The organism is Streptomyces sp. NPDC046465 (assembly GCF_040646035.1).
Lineage (GTDB): Bacteria > Actinomycetota > Actinomycetes > Streptomycetales > Streptomycetaceae > Streptomyces.
The window spans coordinates 29,716-47,828 of sequence record NZ_JBEYZK010000022.1 but is presented as its reverse complement, the minus strand read 5'-3'; the positions used below and the strand labels follow the sequence as shown (position 1 = coordinate 47,828).

The following is an 18,113-nucleotide window of genomic DNA, read 5'->3' as shown; positions in this document are numbered from 1 at the left end:
CGGAGCGGGGTTGGTGCGGCGCGTCTCGGTAGGGACGTCAGAGCCCGAGGCGCTGTCGGTAGGTGAGGAGGGTGCTCAGGAATCCGTCCATCTGCTCCTCGGTGTGGCCCGCGTGCGGGAACAAGCGCAGCAGCGCCTGGTTGCGTGAGACCGCCGGGTAGGAGAAGACGGGTACGAGGTAGCCGTCCTCGACGAACCACTCCCGCATCTGCAGGGCGGCGGCGTCATTCCCGATCGGCACCGAGAGCATGTACGAATCGGTCGGCGTCGTCGGCGTGTCGGTCTCGTGTATCTGTCGGCGAAGGCGGGCAGCGTGCGCCAAGTAGTCGTCGACGATCTTCGGATCACCGGCGAGGGCGTCGATCGTGTACTTGGCCGCGTGAGCGGTGGGCGGCTGGATGGCGGCCGTGAACATCGAGGTGCCGGAGAGCAGTTCGAAGGCGTCGACGGCCGACGCGGGACCGGCGATCACGCCGCCTTCCAGGCCGATGGCCTTCGACAGCGACACCATGACGAAGTCGGCCCGCTCCCGGATCGCGGCTGCCTCACGGGCGTACGGACGGTTCTCGGGCCCGTACACCATGAAGCCGTTGGCATCGTCGATCATGCTGACGGCACCGTGCCGGTCGCACTCGTCGAGGATCTCCACGATCGGTCCCATGGTGCCGTCGGCCGAGTAGATGCTTTCGGCGATCACCACGGTCTTGCCCGGCCGGATCCGGTCCAGGATACGGGCCAGGTCGGAGACGTCGTTGTGCCGGAACGCGTGGACGCTGCGGCCGTAGCGGAGCCCTTCGAGTCCCTTCCAGATGCTCCAGTGGACGTCACGGTCGACCACGAAGACGGTGTCGTGATTGCGGACCTCGATTCCGGCGTCGAAGTGGGCGGAGCTGCTCATGGCGTGGACGAAGCCGATGTTGGCAAGGAGACCCGTGGCGAAACTGATGGCTCGCTCCTTGCCGGTGTGGCGGGCGACCGTCTCCTCCAGGACTTGGTGCGGGCGGCAGATCCCCTGGGTCATCCGGGATCCGCTGGTGCTCAGGCCGTGCGCGAGCGCTCCTTCGGCGAAGTGCCGTCGTACCGGGACGTGACGCTCCAGATCGAGAAAGCTGATACTGGCGAAGTTCACCAGCTCACGGCCGTTGCGGACGATGGTCGGACCGACGGGACCGTCCACCACCGGGGGCCGGTACGCCGTCTCGTGGGTGTTCGCCTCGACGAAGGCGGCGAAGGCCCATGGGGCCAGGCGGTCCACGGACGGTGCGCGGGTGTGGGACGCGGTCATGGTGAGGTTCCTCCTCCACGATGGGCGCGGGGCGGCGAGGGCTCCAGGGCGGCGGCGAGGAGGCCGAGCGAGGCCGTGCCGGTCAGTTCGTCCGACTCGATCCCGGTGAAGCCGGACCGCTGAAGCAGGTTCAGCAGGCGGGGTACGGCGACCAGGGTGACTCCGTGGTCGGCGAGGCAGCGGTTCATGTCCACGGCCGGAGAGCCGTCGAAGGAGCCGGCCGACGGACTGCTGGGTCCGACGGCGGCCACGGCGGCGGCCAGTGCGCGTTCGGCGCTCGTCGCGGGCGGGCGTGCAGGCACTCGCAGGGTTCGCGTGTCCCCGGTGGCGGTGCGGGACCGGTCGGATCCGCTGTCTGCCCGGGACAGTTCGTAGCGGCCCGGGGCCACGAGACCGGGCACTTCGCCCAGGTGGTCCAGGACGTGGCGGTGCAGGTCGTCGGAGATGACGTCCGGGGCGACGCGGGCGTGCACGACGAGGTACGGCTCATCGCCCTCCCCGCCCGGCGCCACCGTCGCGGACAGCACTCCGGCGTGGTCGCGCAACACGTCTTCGATCGCGGGCACGTTGGCCCATCCCTGCACGGCGCGCCACCATCCGGGGGCGGCAGGTGTGCGTGGGCCCGCCGGTACCGGGCACTCGGCACCGTCGGCGAGCGCCCGCAGGAAGGCGCACAGACGGGCGGGCAACGCCAGGGCCTGCTCGGCGTCCAGCAGGTGGTCCCCGACAGTGACGTCGAGGCTGACGAACCCCTGGTCGCGGGCGAAGTCGACGTAGAGCGTCTCGCAGGGCTCGTCGGGCGCGCTGCTGATCCAGGTGGCGGTCCCGTCGGCAGGCGCGTCCCGCACCGGCACCAGGTAGTCGCGTGGCCAGGCGTAGCAGTTGTACTCGATGGTGGGTACGGTCACGACGCCGCGGCGGCGGTCCATGCGGGTCTGGGCGGCGACCAGTTCCGCGGGGCGCCAGTGACCGTGCCGGTAGGCCGTGGCACTGGCGTCGACGACCGAGGCGATCACCTCGCCGAACGGCGCGCCCGTACGGAGGTCGATCTGCACCGGCACCGTCAGCGCCCGGACGCCGATGCTGCTGCGCAGGGCGGCCCTGGCCCGGTTGGAGACCACCACTGAGGCGAGGAACCGGTGTTCGCCGGTGCGGGTGGCGACGTCGTGGGCCAGCGCCGCGAGGACGACGGCCTCCGGGCTGGCCTGATGTCGCCGGGCGACGCGGTCGAGGTCGTCGTACGCGTCCACCGAGCGGTACTGGAGGCGGTGGCGCCCGTTTCCGCCGTCAGTCCCGCCGAAGGGGGTCAGCAGGCCGGTCGGGTTGCTCTCGAACCGCGTGAGCCATTCACGCTCCGCCGCGCGGGCGCGCTCCAGGTGCTGGGTGGGGACCGCGTCGAGCGGGTGCGTGGCCGCCGTCAACCGTACGTCGTCGCCGCGCAGTTGACCGTGGAGCTGGTCGATCAGTACCGCGAGGCCCCATCCGTCGATCACCACGTGGTGGACGGCCACCAGGACCGCGCACGGTTTGCCCGCCTCAAGGAGCACCCTGGCGCGCCAGGGCGGATGCCGCTCCGGATCGATGGGGCAGGCGGCCAGCTCCGCCGTCGCCGCTTCCAGGGTGTCGGGGTCGGCGGCGGGCACGTCAACGCGGTCCACCGGCAGCGGGGTCCAGTCCGGGCGGTGCACGTGCTGTACCGGGCGGAGCGGGTCGACGGTGGTGCGCAGCGCCTCGTGGCGGGCGGTGAGCGCCGCGAGCGCCGCGTGGATGTCGGCGAGCGTGGCCGGGGGCGGGACGTGGCAGTGGTCGGCGAGCGGTGTCGGGTTCACCCGCCGTGGTGCGGGGATGGTGCGTTCGAACCAGTGCCACTCCTGGATCCAGGTCAGCGGTCCGCTGCGGATGACGGATGCGCGGCTCGGGGCCGGTTCCGCAAGACGGTTCACGGGCCGGGACCTCATACCGCTCGGACCACGAGAACGGCGTTGTGGCCGCCGAAACCGAACGAGTTGCTGAGAGCGATCCGCAGACCCTCGTGGTGCTGCGCCCGGTGCGCCACGAAGTTGATGTCCGGGTCGATCGGCTCGTCGCAGTTGACGGTCGGCGGTACGTCACCCGTGCGGAGCGCCAGGATCGAGGCGACGAGCTCGACCGCCCCGGCGGCACCGATCATGTGGCCGGTCATCGACTTGGTGGAGCTGACCGGAATGCGAGTGACGCGCTCACCGAGCACCTTGCGCAGCACGGCCGCCTCCGTGGCGTCGTTCAGCTGCGTTCCGGTGCCGTGCGCGTTGACGTAGTCCACGTCCGCCCCCGATATGCCCGCATCGCGCAGCGCCGCCTCGACGGCGAGGCGGGCGCCCCGCCCCTCCGGGTGCGGGGCGGTCCAGTGATGGGCATCGGAACTCGCTCCGTACCCCGTGAGTTCGGCCAAGGGTGTCGCCCCACGCCGGTCGGCCACCTCGGCGGCCTCAAGCACCAGCACGGCGGCGCCCTCGCTCATCACGAACCCGTCGCGGCGCGCGTCGAACGGGCGGCAGGCAGCGGTCGGTTCGTCGTTGCGCCTGGACAGCGCACGGGCGTTGCCGCTGCCTGCGAGGTCGACAGGGGTGACGCAGGCGTCGGCGCCGCCGACGAGCACGACGTCGGCCTCCCCGGAGCTGATCATGCGCATCCCCGCGCCCACCGCGTCGGCGCCGCTGGCGCACGCCGTGCTCTGGGCGCGGCTGGGCCCCTGGGTGCCCAGGCGCATGCTGATCTCGCCGGCGGCGCTGTCCATGGCGGTCGTGACCTGGGTGTACGGACTGATGGCCCGTGGTCCCTTGTCGCGCAGGATGTTCGCGGCCCGGTAGATCGATCCCACCGGGCCGTAGCCGCTGCCGATGATCACGGCGACCCGTGGTGCCAGGCGGTCGTCGACGACGAGTCCGGCGTGCTCGCAGGCTTCCAACGCGGCGGCGAGGGCGTACCGCGCGTACGGATCTGCCCGCCTGCTGACCGTCGAGGGCATGTGGCGGCTGGGGTCGAAGCCGCGGACCTGGCCGCCGATCCGGACGCCGAGATCGGTCACGTCCATCGCTTCCACGGTGTCGATGCCGCTGCGCCCGGCCAGCATCGCCTGCCACGTCTCGTCGACACTGTGCCCCAGCGGGGTCACCGCCCCGTACCCGGTGACCATCACCCGGCGCCGGGCTCCGTCGCGCCCCGCGCCGTCCCGCTCCGTCGGGTCGCTCACTGGGGCACCACCTCGGCGCCGCGGAGGGACGGCAGGATGTCGTCGGGGGCGACCGGCACCATGAGTACGGCGGTGCCTCCCTGTGCGCAGAACCGTCGCGCGGCACGCACCTCATCGGTCAGCGCGGCCTTGTCGCGCAGCACTCGACAGCAGATGTCCGACCCGTCCACCGCGGGCGGCGGCGCGTCCGGGCGGGTGAAGGGGTGGCGCTCGGCGTCGAGGCCGAGCCGGGCGCGTTGGGCGTCAAGCCAGCCGTAGCCGCCGTTGCACAGCACCACGTACAGCACGCCGCCGTGGTCCCGAGCGGTGACGGCGATGTCCGCGCGGGCCGCGAGGAACGCCCCGTCCCCGATGAACGCGGTGACCTCGTGGTCGGGGGCGGCCCGCTTGACCCCGATGGCCGCGGCCGCGCCGAAGCCCAAGGGGGTCTGCTCCGACGGCACGACGGACCCGCCGCCGACCCGGAAGGGGAAGCCGTAGGACCACATGTCCTGCAACCCGTTCTCCTGGACCAGCACACGGGGCTCGGTGGCGGTGGCGTCCAGCGCGGCGAGCAGCTCGGCGATGCGGATCTCCGGCAGCGTGGCCGCGCGGGCCAACTCCGCTTCGGCGTCGCGCGACATGGCCTTGCGGGCTCCGGCGATCTCGTTCGCCCACCGCTCCCTCGCCTCGGCGGGCCCGGCTCCGCCGCCGTCGTCCAGCGCCCGCGCCCAGCCGAGCGCGGCGTGCCGGGCGTCTCCGATGACGCGCGGGCCCGCGAACTCGGCCGACAGGCCGCCGGGGTCGACGTTGACCTGCACCACCTCGACCGACGGCCAGGGCGTGCCGCCTTCGACGACGGTCTCCTCCAGTCGCCCGGCGAGCGATACCACCAGGTCGCAGGACGACCACAGCGCGCGGGCGGGGGCCGCCGCGTAGAGACCGGCCACGCCGCAGAACAGCGGGTGGTACTCGTCCACGGCCCCGCGGCCGGATGCCGTGGTGAAGAGTGCCGCGCCGACGCGTTCGGCGAAGCGCTCGACCACACCGTCGTCGTTGCGGTGCCGCATTCCGCCGCCCACAAGGACCACCGGACGTCGACTCGCGCGGATCGCCGCCAGGGCCGGTCCCGATGTCACGGAAGGTGACTCAACGAGCAGTGGTTCGGGCAGCGTTGGCTGAGGCTCGGTGACGAGGATCTCCACCGTGCGGACGTCATCGGGTATCTCCAGGTACACGGGTCCTGGCGGCGGCCCCACGGCTCGGGTCAGCGCCGTCACCGTCGCGGGCACGACCCGGTCGGGATGACCGACCCGGTGCGCCCACCGCACGAGGGGCGTGGTCACGGCGACCTGGTCGAGTTCCTGGAACCCGCCGCTCCCCCGGCGCCGTTCGGGCACTCCCGCGGCGAGCACGAGGACCGGCGCACCGGACTCCCGTGCCTCCAGCAGCCCCGTCGCCGCGTGCGTGACGGCAGGCCCCTTGCCCAGCGCGCAGACCGCGAGCCTGCCCGACTGAAGCGCGTAGCCGGTCGCCATGTACATCGCGTTGCGCTGATCGCGGCACGGCACCAGGTCCAGTCCGGCCGCGTCGAGGGCGCGGAGCAACTCCAGGTCGTCGCCGGGCAGTCCGAAGCAGGTGTCCACCCCGTTCGCCACCAGCAAGTCGACGATCGCGGACCACGCGTCGGCGTACTGCTTGCTCACCCGGGTCACTTCCCACGCACCGCGACGGGGGCGGCCCTCGGGAGGTTGCGCGCCACGGCCTGCGACATGAGCAGTGGTTCGGCATGCCGCTCACCGCCGTAGGAGAGGTAGTTCGCCCTCATCCCGAACCCGCCGAACGGGCGGTTGCCGTCCTCGGCGTCGAGCAACGTGTGGTCGACACAGGTCTGGTGCCGCTCCGACAGGACCTTCACCGTCTCCGGATCGGTACCGTAGACCATCGCTCCCAGCGCGCGCTCGCTGAAGTACGGGCTCGACAACCGTTCACGCAGCCGCCTCGCACTGGGATAGGAAACGACGTTGAACACCGGGGCGAACATCTCGTCAAGGGGCATCTTGTCGTCGAAGCCCCAGAGCAGCACGGTCGGTTCGATCCTGCGGGACAGCAGATCGATGCGCCCGCCGTGGTGGATGCGGTTCGCGTGACGCACCAGGTAGTCCGAGCAGTTCACCAGCGCCGAGTCGTAGAAGATCGGACCGTAGTCGACGGCAGGGTCGCTGTTCTGCCCGAAACGCAGCGCGGCCAGTTCGGCGGACAGCAGGTCGACGAATTCCTCGGTGCGGCCCCGCGGCGCGAACACGACGTCAGGGCCGAAACAGTCCTGGCCCGAGTTGTAGAGCCGGATGTTCACGACGTCGTGTACGGCGCGGTCGAGGTCGGCGTCGGGTGCGATCACGAAGGGGTTGATGCCGCGGCCGAAGAAGAGAAAGAGCTGGTCCTCCGCAAGATTTTCACGGACAGTCTCGGCGTTGGCGTAATTGCCGGTGAAGACGATGAGGTCCGCCTCGCGCACCGGCCCCGTGACGAACTTGCGTCGGCTGAGTTCGGAGAGATCGATCGGTAATCGGTGAACCGGGGCCAGTTGGGCGTGCAGGCGTCGCATCTGGCTGTCGATCTGAGCGGACGGCCGGAAAATGAGCCTGTCCGTGTAGAGGGATGCCACGAGCAGGTGAAGCGCGTAGGAATAGAATGGAATGTTGGAGGGTGTGAATACCGCGGCCCGAGGCACGCAGCCGGGCCGCACCCGGCGAATCTCCTCCTCGGCGCCATCCAGGGTGGCGAGAAACAGACGAATCTCAGCGTAGGCAGTGCGGTGCGGCGAAATTTCGGTGAGGATTCTCATCACCGCTTCCTCGTTGTCGGCCACGTACCGGCGCACCGCGCGCAGCGCATCGACACGGTCGGCGAAGGGGATGCGGTAGTCGGTCGCACTGACGGTCGAGCCGGACGCGGTGGCGTCCATGGCTGTGTGGTGCGACGCGGGCAGCGAGGTCATGGCGATCTTCTCCAGAACGGCCAGGTCGGGCTTTCCCGTGTTCGTGAGCGGCAACTCCGGGAGCACGACGATGTGGTCGGGCTGCTCGTAGCGGGCGAGCACAGGGCGCAACACCCGTTTCCAGTGCGCGGGTTCATGAGCGTCCGGGTCCGCGATCACGAACACCAGACGGCAGCCCAGACGCGCATCGGGGACGGCGACGACCTCCGCTTGCGCCCCGGCCGATGCGGCCCGCTCGGCGAGGTGGGCGGGGTAGAGCGTGTGGCCTTCACGGTGCACGGCACGCATGCGCCCGACGGGGAAGACCCGGCCGGCGTCGTCGAGCAGGCCGATGTCACCGGTGCGGTGCACGGGCCCCGGCACCGGAATGATCTCGCCGTCCTCGCCCAGATGGCCGGTCATCAGGCCCCTGCTGCGTACGACGAGTTCGCCGAGCCGACCGTCGGGAAGCGGCCGGCCGTGGTCGTCGTGGACTTCGACGACCACGCCGGGCAGCGGCGTGCCGCACCCGACCGGATCCGTAGGAGGCGCAAGCGCGATGTTTCCCACCTCGGTCGCCCCATAGCCGTCGAGCAGGTACCGGCCCGTGCGGGCGTGGAACCGGGCCGCCAGGTCGCGCCCCAACGGCGCACCGCCCACGCACCAGGCGCGCACGGTCTTCAGCGCGTTCGCGAGAGCGGGACGATGGTCGAACAGGTTGAGCAGGCTGTAATAGGTCGACGGGGCCGCGTCCACGATGGAGAGGCCATGGCCCACTCCCGCCGCCAGCGCGCGGTCCAGGCGCGTGGTCGGCCCGTAGACCACGAGCGTGCCTCCGCCCAGCCACCAGCAGAGGACCAGCGACAGACCGTACTGGTGGGAGTACGGCAGGACGGGCAGGAATACGTCGTCGGGCCGGTACCCCATCCGTTCCGCGCTGAGTGTGAGGTTGTCCAGAACCGAACGACCGGAGCGGACAATGCCTTTGGGGCTGCCTGTCGTACCCGACGACCAAGAGATCGCGGCGTCCTGACGCCGCGCCCAGGCGTCGGCATCGGGCACGGCCCTCGTATGCGATCTGGGCCGTGGCACCCCGGTGTCGCCCCTACCGTCCCTACCGTCGCCGATTTCGAGCACCACGCGCGCCTGGGCCCGGATCCGCGCTCGCTGTGACGGCGTGGCCCGATGGTCCACCAGAACCACCGAGGCGTCGAGATGAATGAGCGCGAGCAGATCGACGACCCACTCAGGGGAATTGACCCCGCTCATCATCACCCGAGAACCGGGGGCGATGCCGCGGCGCGCGAGAAGTTCGGTGGCACCGCATACGCGGGCCTCGATTTCACCCGTCTCCCATATGCGCCCCTCGGGCGAGATCAAGCGCCTTGAAGCTGGCAACTCGTACTCCTTGAGGATTGTTCACGGGCCTGCCCGTGTGCACTCCAGAAGGGCAGCGGCCGACCACGAATCGAGGACAAGGGAGACGAAGGGCGTCGACAATATCCCCCTCACCCAATGACCATTGGCCATAATTCAGCGATAGCGTCTGATCATTTTCGATAAGATCCATCTAGCGCGATTGTTTCATATCTGCATCACCTCCCCATGACGCCAATTGAGCCGAAACGCTTAGGGGTCAGGCTTGCAGGCGGTGCGTCAGTGACCTGGTGAGCGATGTGCGGACCCAGCCTCCGGATGCGCGGGAGGCCGTGCGGTCGCCGACGGTGTCCGCGCTGATGGAGGGCCGGGGCAGGGCGGATGCCACGGGCATGTTCAAGGCGTCGGGCTGGGCTGTGGACCATGAGTTGGCGAGGCAGCGGGCAGGTGGCCGGGAAGAGTACCTACCGGCAGTGTCGCGGCGGTGGCGCCGCCCGTCAGACGACGTCCCATCGCGAGGTTGCCTTCGAGCGTTCCAGGGAGGTGACGGCGCCGGGCTCGCCGCGCTCGCGCAGGAGTTCGCCCGCGATGGTGTAGCGGGCGCCGGCCTGCGGAGAGCATGCGGCCTGCCGCACGATGTCGTCGACCAGTGCGGTGACCATGTTCAGCCTCGGATAGCGCTCGTGCACCGCCTTGCCCTGGGCGTCCGTGACGAAATCGGCGCCGATGTCGAAATCCGCGCCTACGCCCCGGCGGGTGAGGTACGCCAGCACCCCTCGGCGCTCGGCGATACCGGCCGAGGTGTGCAGCGCGATCGCCTCCCAGACCGGGTCGACCTGCCGCGCGCCGTAGCCGCGTTCGGTGAGGAACCGCGCGGCCATGTCGGCACCCTCCACCTCGAAACGCTCCCGGCCCGGGGCCGAAGGCGAGGTGCCGAGGTCGTGCAGGACGCATGCGTGGAAGAGGAGTTCGGCGTCGAAGTCGGTGCCGGGCTTCAGCCCTTCGTGCTCCGCCAGGAACGCGGCGAACAGATAGCTGCGGATGCTGTGGTTGGCGACGGGCTCGCTCTCGCACGAGAGAACGTACTCGACGGCGCTCCGCGCCACTGGCGTGCCCGGCAGAGCCGGTACAAGTCGTGAATCGTCCATGAGGCGACCGTAGGTCCGGGCCGCGCGACGGTGTCAGTGGCACGAGTGCCATGGAGCAATAGGATCGTGCCATGCGTCGTCAGGTATCCAGTGCCGCGCACCACGTGGTCGTGGTGGCCCTCGAGAACGTCCTCGCGCTGGACATCGGCATTCCCCTGCAGGTCTTCGGGAGTTGGCAGGACGGGCCGTACACGCTCACCGTCTGCGCGGAGCGGCCCGGTCTGGTCCAGACGCACGGCGGGGTGGCACTGTCCGTCCCGTCCGGTCTCGACTGTCTGTCGTCCGCGGACACCGTCATCGTCCCGGGCTATCTGGAACCGGAGAAGCCGTCCGCAGCGGTCACCGGCGCGCTGGCGCGGGCCGCGGCCCGGGGCAGCCGCATGGTGTCCATCTGCACGGGGGCCTTCGCCCTCGCCGCCGCGGGCGTGCTCGACGGCCACCAGGCAACCACGCACTGGCAGTTCGCGGCAGCGCTGGCCCGGCAGTACCCCCGAGTGACCGTGCGGCCGGAGGTCCTCTACGTCGACGAGGGCCAAGTCCTGACCTCGGCCGGTGTCGCCGCGGGCTTGGACCTGTGCCTGCATCTCATCCGCAAGGACCACGGCACCGGTGTGGCGAACCAGCAGGCCCGCATGCTGGTCGCCGCCCCGCACCGCTCGGGCGGCCAAGCCCAGTACATCGACCTGCCGGTCCAACCCGACCATTCCGTAGGGCTTTCGCTGGTGTGCGAGTGGGCGCTGCGCAACCTGCACCGGCCGCTCACAGTCGACCAACTCGCGGTACAGGCAGGCGTCTCGCGCAGGACCCTCATCCGTCGCTTCCACAGCGGCACCGGGCGGCCGCCCATGCGGTGGCTGCTCGACGCCAGGATCAGCCGGGCACGGGAACTCCTGGAATCGACGGACCTGACAGTGGAAGGCGTCGCGCGGCGGTGCGGCCTGGGCACACCAGCCAACTTCCGCACCCTGTTCAAGGCGCACGTCGGCGTGGTCCCCAGCGTCTACCGCGCGACGTTCCGCTCCCCGGCGGCATCAGGCGCTCCAGCCCTCCGGTCTTCGTCGTGTTCGCCTTCCTCACTCTCGCCCTCGGGGTGACTGGCTATAGGCGCTGCGGTAAGCACAGTGGAAGTGGCTGCTCCGCTACTGGCGAGTCGGAAGGTATCCGGCGGCGGGCAGGCGGTGCGGCGACGGCTCGTGCGGGTGGGGGGTGGCGAACTGCTCCGTCAGCCGGTGGGCAGCATGCTTTATGACGATGCCCTCCTGGGGTCGGTGCCGCGCAGCAGGTCCGCGGCTCGTTCGGCCACGGCGTACACCGTGGCGACCGTATTCGCCGATGGGATGGACGGGAGCACCGAGGCGTCGGCGACCCTCAGTCCATCGACGCCGTGGACTCGCAGGTCGGGCCCGGTGACGGAGAGGGGGTCGGTCCCCATCCGGCAGGTGCCCACCGGATGGCAGTACGAGGTGAGGGTCCGGCGCACGAACTCGCGCAGGGCGTCGTCGGTGTCCGCGTCCGGCCCGGGGACCGTCTCCCGGCCACGCCACGGTGCGAGCGCCGGGGCGTGGCCGATCTCCCGGACGAGCCGCACACCGGCGACGATCGCCGCCAGGTCACGCTCGTCGGTGTAGTAACCCGGATCGAGTACCGGCGGCGCACCGGGATCGTTGCCGGCCAGGCGCAGCGTGCCGCGGCTGTACGGGCGGATCGCGGAGACGGCGATGGTGTAGCCGTCCTCGGGGTCCTTGGCCGAGGGCAGATGGGAGGGGAGGTCGACGAAGACGACCTGGAGGTCCGGTTCTTGGACGGCGGGATCGCTGCGTAGGAGACCGATGGCTTCGCCGTGGTTGTTGCGCCGGGGCGGCAGCGGGCGGGCCGCGCTCGACATGATGTTGATGATCGGATGGTCGTGGAGCTTGGCGCCGACGCCCGGCAGGTCGAGGACGGTCGTGACGCCCACGTCGGCCAGCTGGGCCCGCGGGCCGATCCCCGACAGGAGCAGCAACTGCGCGGAGCCGAGGGCACCGGCAGTCAGGACGACTTCACCCGCGCAGTCGACGCTCACCTCGTCGGTGCCGGTGCGGTACTCCACACCGGCACAGCGCCCGCCGCTGATGCGCAGCCGCCGCACCAGGGCGTGGGTCACGACGGTCAGGTTGGGCCGCTGAAGGGCCGGCGCGAGGTAGGCGTCGGCGGCGCTCTGCCTCCGGCCGTCGACGATGTTCAGGTCCGCCAGTCCAAAGCCCTCCTCCAGGCCGCCGCTGATGTCGGCGGCCCTGGCGTACCCCGTCTGAGCGGCCGCTTCCAGGCACGCTTCGATGACCGGATGCGGCGGGTCGGCGGGACGCACGGTGAGGGGACCGTCGATCCCGCGCAGCGCCGGATCACGGCCCACCGCGGTCTCGCTGCGCCGGAAGTACGGCAGCAGATCGTCAAAGCCCCAGCCCTTGGCGCCCTGGCCGGGCCACCGGTCGTAGCCGGAGCGGTGGCCGCGGGCGAAGACCATGCCGTTGATCGCCGAGGATCCGCCGAGCCCGCGCCCTCGCGGCAGTCGTACGGACGTGCCGGTGGCCGACTGCTCGACGGTGACGTCGCCCCAGTTCGCGGGGGTCTGGAGCAGGGTCGGCCATGCGGGAGGCGAGGTCTGCGCGGGCAGCACCTCCGAGCCACCCGCCTCGATCAGCAGGACGGAAGTGTTCACGTCCTGCGACAGCCTCGCCGCCAGCACACAACCGGCCGTCCCCGCGCCCACGATGACGAAGTCGAATTCCGGCACGCGGTCCTCCTTCAGCCGGTCGGGATCGAAGGTACGAGCTCAGAACCGGCGGGCGCGGTGCATCCGCTGCAGGTTCGCGCCGAGCGTACGGGCAGTGCGCTGGGCGGTGGCGACGACGGCGGGCAGGCGGCGGGTGTCGGGGACCCCCACCCCGACCGCTGCGACGACCCGGCCCGAAGAGGCGTGGACCGGTGTCGCCAGGCACACGTGCCGCGCGTCCCCCTCGTACTCATGGACCTCCGCGCCGCGTTCGCGCGCCCGGTTCAGGCGGCGCTTCCACTGGGCCGTGGAATACCCTGGGGCCGGTTCCGCGGGCGGTGCGAAGGCCCCGAACACGACGTCTGCCGCGCTGTCGGGGGGCAGGGTCTGCCCCCGCAGGAAGGGGAAGAGCTCGCTGGCTGCTCCAGGGATTCCGTGGACGACGGTCAGGCCGGTGGCGGAGGGCGCGACCACGCAGACGGTGGCCCCGGTGGCCGCCGTCAGCTGGCGCAGAGGCAGATCGGAGGCTCTGCTCAGCAAGTGGTGGTGACGGGAGGGGATCATGCGCGCGATCGTCGAGCCCATGTGATAGCGGCCGCCGTACTGTTCCACCGCGCCCAGAGCGGACAGTTGGGACAACAGGCGGTGCACGGTGGACTTCGACAGCCCCGTGTTCACTGCCAGATCAGTCAGTCGCGCCTCGCCGAGGCGGGCCCGCTCCTCCAGTAACGCGAAAGCCCCCTCCAGCACCCCACGCCCCGTTGCCGGGCTCCTGGTCCCGTTGTGCGGGCTCCTGGTCCCGTCGTGCGGGAGATCTGTCCACTGGCGCTGCTCCACTGCCATGCCTCAACCTCGGTCCCCGGCCCCGGCTGCGGCATCACGGGTTCCGCTGAGCGGAACCGCGTACGCGTGCGTCGCCGGCACGCCCACACACTGGACAAGACATAACACGTCCACGGCTCAACGCGCTGGTGAGTCAGTGGAGTTGACCTGTAGCCGACGCATGACCGAACGTCGGCTCGCCCGAGGAGATTCATGGCAACCCACACGACGCCCCGTGCCCCCGGCGCACTGCCGTTCGCCGGGCATGCTCCGCGCATGCTGCGCGATCCCCTCAGGTTCCTGTCGTCCCTTCCGGCCCAGGGCGACCTGGTCGACGTTCGGCTGGGGACCATGAAGGTCACCGTGGTCTGTGACAGGGAACTGACCCGTCAGCTGCTGCTCGCGGACGACACCTGCGACAAGGGCGGCCCCTGGTACGACCGCATCCGGGAAACCATCGGCAACGGGCTGGTCACCTGCCCCCACAATGTGCACCGCCGCCAGCGGCGGCTGATCCAGCCGTCCTTCCACCCTTCCCGCCTGCCCGGGTACGCCCGGACGATGATCGCCCGGGCCACCGCACTCAGCGACGGCTGGCACGACGGCCAGGTCATCGACGTGCCCCCGCTCATGCTCACCCTGTCCATGAGGGCACTGCTGCAGAATCTGTTCTCCAGCACCCTGGCCCCGCAGACGGCCGAAGACGCGATCGACGACCTCGGCACCATCCTGTACGCCATCCACCGCAGGACCATGCTGCCCCCGGCCCTCAACCGGCTGCCCACCGTCGGCAACCGCCGCTATCACGCGGCCGGACAGCGCCTGCGCCGCAACCTGCAGACGGTCATCGCTGGTCAACGGGGGGCCGGGAGGGACCACGGAGATCTCCTTTCGGCCATGCTGTCCGCGCGGGACACCGCCGACGACGGCAGCGAGAGCACCCTGGCCGACGCCGAGATCAGTGACCAGCTCATCACCTTCTTCGCCGCTGGGTCCGAGACCATGGCCAACATCCTGTCGTGGACGCTGCACCTGCTCTCCCGGCACCCGGAGATCGAAAGGCGCCTGCACGCCGAGGTCGACTCCGTCCTGGCCGGCTCGCCCCCCGCATGTCTGGACGACCTGGACCGGCTTCCGTTCCTCAACCGCGTGATGCGCGAAACGCTGCGGCTCTATCCGCCGGTATGGATGGTCACCCGCGAGGTGACCGCGGAGACCACCCTGGCCGCTCACGTCATCCCGGCCGGCTCGGCCATCATGCTCAGCCCCTACCTCCTGCACCGCCAGAGCGACGTCTTCCCGGACCCCGAGCGCTTCGACCCCGACCGCTGGGACAGCGCGCACACCCCACAGCCGCCCCGCCACGCCTTCATCCCCTTCGGCCTGGGCCCCCGCAAATGCATCGGCGACCAGTACGGCACGGCCTTGGCCGCCTTGGCCCTGGCGACCTTCAGCAGCCGCTGGCAGCTGTCCGCGCTGTCGGATGCCCAGGTGCGGGCCGTCGCGCACACCTCACTCACCCCTGCCACGCTGCGCCTTCGCGCCACCGCTCGGCCTCTGCCGCGCCGGTGACTGCGGTCACCGTCGTACTCGGTAGGACATCCACCCCGCGCGGGTGCCCAGCATGGTAGCCGCATGCCACGGAACTTCCGCGGCCGACTGCGGGTTTTCCGTGTATTTTCGCGGGCTACTTCCGATGTGAGTCCAAAGGACCACAGAGATGATGAGCCCATGAGCAATTCACGGGCGAGTCGAATTCATGCCGCCGAAATAGAGCCCTATCGGGCCCGTGGCGGCCAGCTGCGCATGGTGCTCCATCCCGGTTCAGTGGGCAGCCGCTCCGGTTATATGGGAACGGTCGTCCTCCAGCCCGGCGAATACGTGGTGGAGCATTTCCACCCGTACTCCGAGGAGTTCCTGTTCGTCATCAACGGCGACCTGGCACTCGAAACCGAGGAGGAGAACTGGAAGCTGGGGGCCGGTGACGGCATGTACGTGCCCATCGGCAAGCGGCACCGGTTGCGCAATGTGGGAACGACCGAGTCGCTGACCGTCTTCCACATCGGCCCCCTCGCACCGGACCCGTCGCTGGCGCACGTGGACACCGAAGTCCTCGGCGAACCGCAGTCCACGAACGCCGGTGCCGCGGCGGGCACGGCCCGCATCCTGTTCACGGTGACGGTGCCCGAGGAGAAGCGGGAGGACTTCCTGGCCGCCTACGAGAAGGTCAGGTTCAACGTCGCGAAGACCCCGGGGCACATCCGCGACCAGATCTGCCAGGCGTCCGAAAGCTCGGAAAGGTGGCTGATCACCAGCGAATGGAAATCCATCGACGAGTTCTTCGCCTGGGAGAAGTCGACGGAGCACAAGGAACTGGTCCAGCCGATGCGGGCGTGCTACTCCGATCCGGAGTTCCGCAGTTTCACCGTGGTCGCCGAGACGGCGATGGCGCGGCCATGAGCACCATTTCCGCCGAACAAGGCCTGATGACCTACATCAATGTCTTCCACTGCAAGCCGGAGAACCAGCACGCGCTGTCCGTCGCGATCCGCAAGGAGACCGACGACATCATCCGCCACATGCCCGGGTTCATCTCGGCGAATGTGCACTGCAGCCTCGATGGCAGCCGGGTCACCAACTACGCCCAGTGGAGCGAGCTTGCGGCCTTTCAGGAACACATCCGCAGCGAGGCAGGGCGCGCACTGATTCTGGAACTGCACAAATACGCCGACGACGTGGACGTCCACGTCTACCAGGTCGACTGGATCGTGTCCGGCGACGGGGAGGAGCGAGGATGAAGACCGCGAGGGAACTCTGGGAGGCCGTGTACGCGACTGTCGATGCGGGCAGCCCTGCCGCGGTCGCGGAGCTGTGCGACGCCGAACTGGAGATCCGCACCGCCAGCCAGGGCAAGACGGGCGCCGCGCGGCTGGGCGAGATGTTCGTGCAACAGCACGGCCTGTACCAGGAGCTGGAGCGCCGGGTCGACGGGATCATCGAGTCCGCGGACGGCAGCGCGCTCTCGGCCGAACTCACGATGTCCGGCATACCGAAGGGCACCGACAAGCGGCTGACCTGGAACGTCGTAGAGACCGTCCGCGCCGAGGCCGGCCGCATCGTGTCCTGGCACGCCATGCTCGACCGCACCGGCCTGGTCCAGCAGATCCTCGCACTCCGGGCGTGACCGCCGTGCCGGTCAGTACCCCCGTACGCCAGGAGATCGAGGTCGCGGACGGCGTGGTCGCCGTGGTCAACGGCGACGGCGGCGCCGGCCTGTCGAACAGCGTGCTGCTCCTCGGCGAACCGACCACCGTGATCGACACGATGCTGCTCCCGGAGATGGCGGCCGACATCGTGACGGCGCTCAGCCGCCGGGGCCGCGCGGCGGAGCTGGTCGTCAACACGCACATCCACACCGACCACATCGGCGGGAACGTCCTGTTCGACGGGGTGCCGATCGTCACCCACCCGCGCACCGCGACGGGGATGCGCAGGATGCTCGACGAGCCCGGCCTCCCCGCGCTGCTCGCCAAGGTGATGCCCCGGTTCGCGGCGCGGCTCGCGGACTGGGAGAGCAGGGCCGCCGAACCGATGTCTCCCGTCGGCATCGAACACGCACTGCCCGAGACGGCACGCGTGCTCGAGTTCACCGACAGTCATTCGGCGGCCGACCTCGCCGTGTGGCTGCCTGCCGCACAGGTGCTGGTCACCGGCGACCTCTGCTTCGCGGGGGTGACACCGCTGGCCGTGCACGGGCGGGTAGGCCGCTGGCGCACGGCACTCGACCAGCTGATCGCGCTGAACCCCAAGGTGATCCTGCCCGGTCATGGCAGACCTGCCGGGATCGAAGCCCTGCGTGAACTGGCCGACTACTTCGACCGGGTGCTCGCCGCCGCCCGGCTGGCAGATGCCGAACAGCTCTCTGCGGAAACGGTATGGGCCCGGTTCGATCCGGGTCCGGCAGCGGGCTGGCTCGAACCAGCACGAACTCTCGTGAACATCCAGGTAGCTCTCGCCGAGATATCCGGACGACCCTTCCAAGGAGAACACCGTGTCCGACAAGATCAAGATTCGCCGCATTCTCACTGAGGGCTTCTCTCAGGGCAAGCCCGAGGTCCTCGACGAGCTCATGACCGAGGACTTCGTCAACCACAACGCGCCGCCCGGAATGGACACCAGCCGCGAGGGCGTCAAGTCGGTGATCCGGGTCGAGCGACAGGGCTTCCCGGACCTGAAGGCGGAGATCATCCGCGATTTCGAGGACGGCGACTTCGTCATCCAGCACGTCCGGCTGACCGGCACGCACACGGGCACGGTGTTCGGCGTGGAGCCGACCGGCCGCACCATCAGCTGGCACGAGATGCACATCGCCCGGGTCCGTGACGGCCGGGTGAGCGAGCACTGGGCCTGCAACGACCTGCACGTCCTGCTGACCCAGCTCGGCAAGATGCCGCCGCCCGACACCTCCGCGTTCCGCCGGGCCGCCGCCGTTTCCTGACCGGTACCCCGCGTCGGTATTCGGACCTTCGTCGAGGAGA

General features: G+C 70.1%; 16 protein-coding genes. 7 read left to right on the top strand and 9 right to left on the bottom strand.

The annotated features are described in order from the left end of the window. Positions 1–37: 37 nt before the first annotated feature. From ABZ953_RS30150 to ABZ953_RS30120, 7 genes are all read right to left on the bottom strand, one after another. On the bottom strand, positions 38–1,285 hold the full coding sequence (locus ABZ953_RS30150) for a pyridoxal phosphate-dependent aminotransferase family protein (RefSeq protein WP_361730287.1): 1,248 nt from the start codon (positions 1,283–1,285) through the stop codon (positions 38–40). After that, entirely contained in the window at positions 1,282–3,228 is a 1,947-nt protein-coding gene (locus ABZ953_RS30145; RefSeq protein ID WP_361730284.1) for a condensation domain-containing protein, read from the bottom strand. Before ABZ953_RS30145 ends, ABZ953_RS30150 begins: the two co-directional genes overlap by 4 nt. 11 nt (positions 3,229–3,239) lie before the next feature. Beyond that, positions 3,240–4,517 carry a beta-ketoacyl-ACP synthase II gene (gene fabF, locus ABZ953_RS30140; protein ID WP_361730281.1) on the bottom strand — a complete coding sequence of 426 codons (1,278 nt, stop codon included), beginning with the start codon at positions 4,515–4,517 and terminating at the stop codon, positions 3,240–3,242. Beyond that, complete coding sequence (locus ABZ953_RS30135) at positions 4,514–6,202, bottom strand: thiamine pyrophosphate-binding protein (RefSeq protein ID WP_361730278.1); 1,689 nt, start codon at positions 6,200–6,202, stop codon at positions 4,514–4,516. Before ABZ953_RS30135 ends, fabF begins: the two co-directional genes overlap by 4 nt. 5 nt (positions 6,203–6,207) lie before the next feature. Next, complete coding sequence (locus ABZ953_RS30130) at positions 6,208–8,856, bottom strand: aldehyde dehydrogenase family protein (RefSeq protein ID WP_361730275.1); 2,649 nt, start codon at positions 8,854–8,856, stop codon at positions 6,208–6,210. Positions 8,857–9,112: 256 nt separating this feature from the next. After that, a complete protein-coding gene (locus ABZ953_RS30125; RefSeq protein WP_361730272.1) occupies positions 9,113–9,247 on the bottom strand; it encodes a hypothetical protein in 135 nt (44 codons plus the stop codon). 103 nt (positions 9,248–9,350) lie between these two features. Further along, complete coding sequence (locus ABZ953_RS30120) at positions 9,351–10,001, bottom strand: HD domain-containing protein (RefSeq protein WP_361730269.1); 651 nt, start codon at positions 9,999–10,001, stop codon at positions 9,351–9,353. 71 nt (positions 10,002–10,072) lie between these two features. On the opposite strand from ABZ953_RS30120, the gene ABZ953_RS30115 reads away from it, so the two are divergent. Then, positions 10,073–11,095, top strand: coding sequence for a helix-turn-helix domain-containing protein (locus tag ABZ953_RS30115; protein ID WP_361730266.1), 1,023 nt, complete (start codon positions 10,073–10,075; stop codon positions 11,093–11,095). A gap of 149 nt (positions 11,096–11,244) precedes the next feature. Here ABZ953_RS30115 and ABZ953_RS30110 read toward each other — a convergent pair whose 3' ends face one another. Together ABZ953_RS30110 and ABZ953_RS30105 are read right to left on the bottom strand one after the other, a co-directional pair. After that, complete coding sequence (locus ABZ953_RS30110) at positions 11,245–12,774, bottom strand: GMC family oxidoreductase N-terminal domain-containing protein (protein WP_361730264.1); 1,530 nt, start codon at positions 12,772–12,774, stop codon at positions 11,245–11,247. Between the two features lie 39 nt (positions 12,775–12,813). Next, complete coding sequence (locus ABZ953_RS30105; protein ID WP_361730261.1) at positions 12,814–13,503, bottom strand: helix-turn-helix domain-containing protein; 690 nt, start codon at positions 13,501–13,503, stop codon at positions 12,814–12,816. A 285-nt stretch (positions 13,504–13,788) separates the two neighbouring features. On the opposite strand from ABZ953_RS30105, the gene ABZ953_RS30100 reads away from it, so the two are divergent. The 6 genes from ABZ953_RS30100 to ABZ953_RS30075 all read left to right on the top strand — a co-directional run bounded on the left by ABZ953_RS30100 (position 13,789) and on the right by ABZ953_RS30075 (position 18,073). Further along, positions 13,789–15,147: a cytochrome P450 gene (locus ABZ953_RS30100; protein ID WP_361730258.1), complete on the top strand. Its 1,359-nt coding sequence runs from the start codon at positions 13,789–13,791 to the stop codon at positions 15,145–15,147. Positions 15,148–15,306: 159 nt separating this feature from the next. Further along, positions 15,307–16,035 carry a cupin domain-containing protein gene (locus ABZ953_RS30095; protein ID WP_361730255.1) on the top strand — a complete coding sequence of 243 codons (729 nt, stop codon included), beginning with the start codon at positions 15,307–15,309 and terminating at the stop codon, positions 16,033–16,035. Further along, the gene (locus ABZ953_RS30090; protein WP_361730252.1) at positions 16,032–16,373 is read left to right on the top strand and encodes an antibiotic biosynthesis monooxygenase; all 342 of its coding nucleotides are present in this window, start codon (positions 16,032–16,034) and stop codon (positions 16,371–16,373) included. The genes ABZ953_RS30095 and ABZ953_RS30090 overlap by 4 nt, the downstream gene beginning before the upstream one ends. After that, entirely contained in the window at positions 16,370–16,759 is a 390-nt protein-coding gene (locus tag ABZ953_RS30085; protein WP_361730249.1) for a nuclear transport factor 2 family protein, read from the top strand. The genes ABZ953_RS30090 and ABZ953_RS30085 overlap by 4 nt, the downstream gene beginning before the upstream one ends. Next, positions 16,756–17,664: an MBL fold metallo-hydrolase gene (locus tag ABZ953_RS30080; RefSeq protein WP_361730246.1), complete on the top strand. Its 909-nt coding sequence runs from the start codon at positions 16,756–16,758 to the stop codon at positions 17,662–17,664. Before ABZ953_RS30085 ends, ABZ953_RS30080 begins: the two co-directional genes overlap by 4 nt. After that, on the top strand, positions 17,627–18,073 hold the full coding sequence (locus ABZ953_RS30075) for an ester cyclase (RefSeq protein WP_361730243.1): 447 nt from the start codon (positions 17,627–17,629) through the stop codon (positions 18,071–18,073). Before ABZ953_RS30080 ends, ABZ953_RS30075 begins: the two co-directional genes overlap by 38 nt. Positions 18,074–18,113: the final 40 nt, after the last annotated feature.

Bases quoted from the DNA above. Each gene is read 5' to 3' on its own strand.
- ABZ953_RS30150 (WP_361730287.1), bottom strand. From the start codon at position 1,285: ATGACCGCGTCCCACACCCGCGCACCGTCCGTGGACCGCCTGGCCCCA.
- ABZ953_RS30125 (WP_361730272.1), bottom strand. From the start codon at position 9,247: ATGCCCGTGGCATCCGCCCTGCCCCGGCCCTCCATCAGCGCGGACACC.
- ABZ953_RS30120 (WP_361730269.1), bottom strand. From the start codon at position 10,001: ATGGACGATTCACGACTTGTACCGGCTCTGCCGGGCACGCCAGTGGCG.
- ABZ953_RS30115 (WP_361730266.1), top strand. From the start codon at position 10,073: ATGCGTCGTCAGGTATCCAGTGCCGCGCACCACGTGGTCGTGGTGGCC.
- ABZ953_RS30100 (WP_361730258.1), top strand. From the start codon at position 13,789: ATGGCAACCCACACGACGCCCCGTGCCCCCGGCGCACTGCCGTTCGCC.
- ABZ953_RS30095 (WP_361730255.1), top strand. From the start codon at position 15,307: ATGAGCAATTCACGGGCGAGTCGAATTCATGCCGCCGAAATAGAGCCC.
- ABZ953_RS30090 (WP_361730252.1), top strand. From the start codon at position 16,032: ATGAGCACCATTTCCGCCGAACAAGGCCTGATGACCTACATCAATGTC.
- ABZ953_RS30085 (WP_361730249.1), top strand. From the start codon at position 16,370: ATGAAGACCGCGAGGGAACTCTGGGAGGCCGTGTACGCGACTGTCGAT.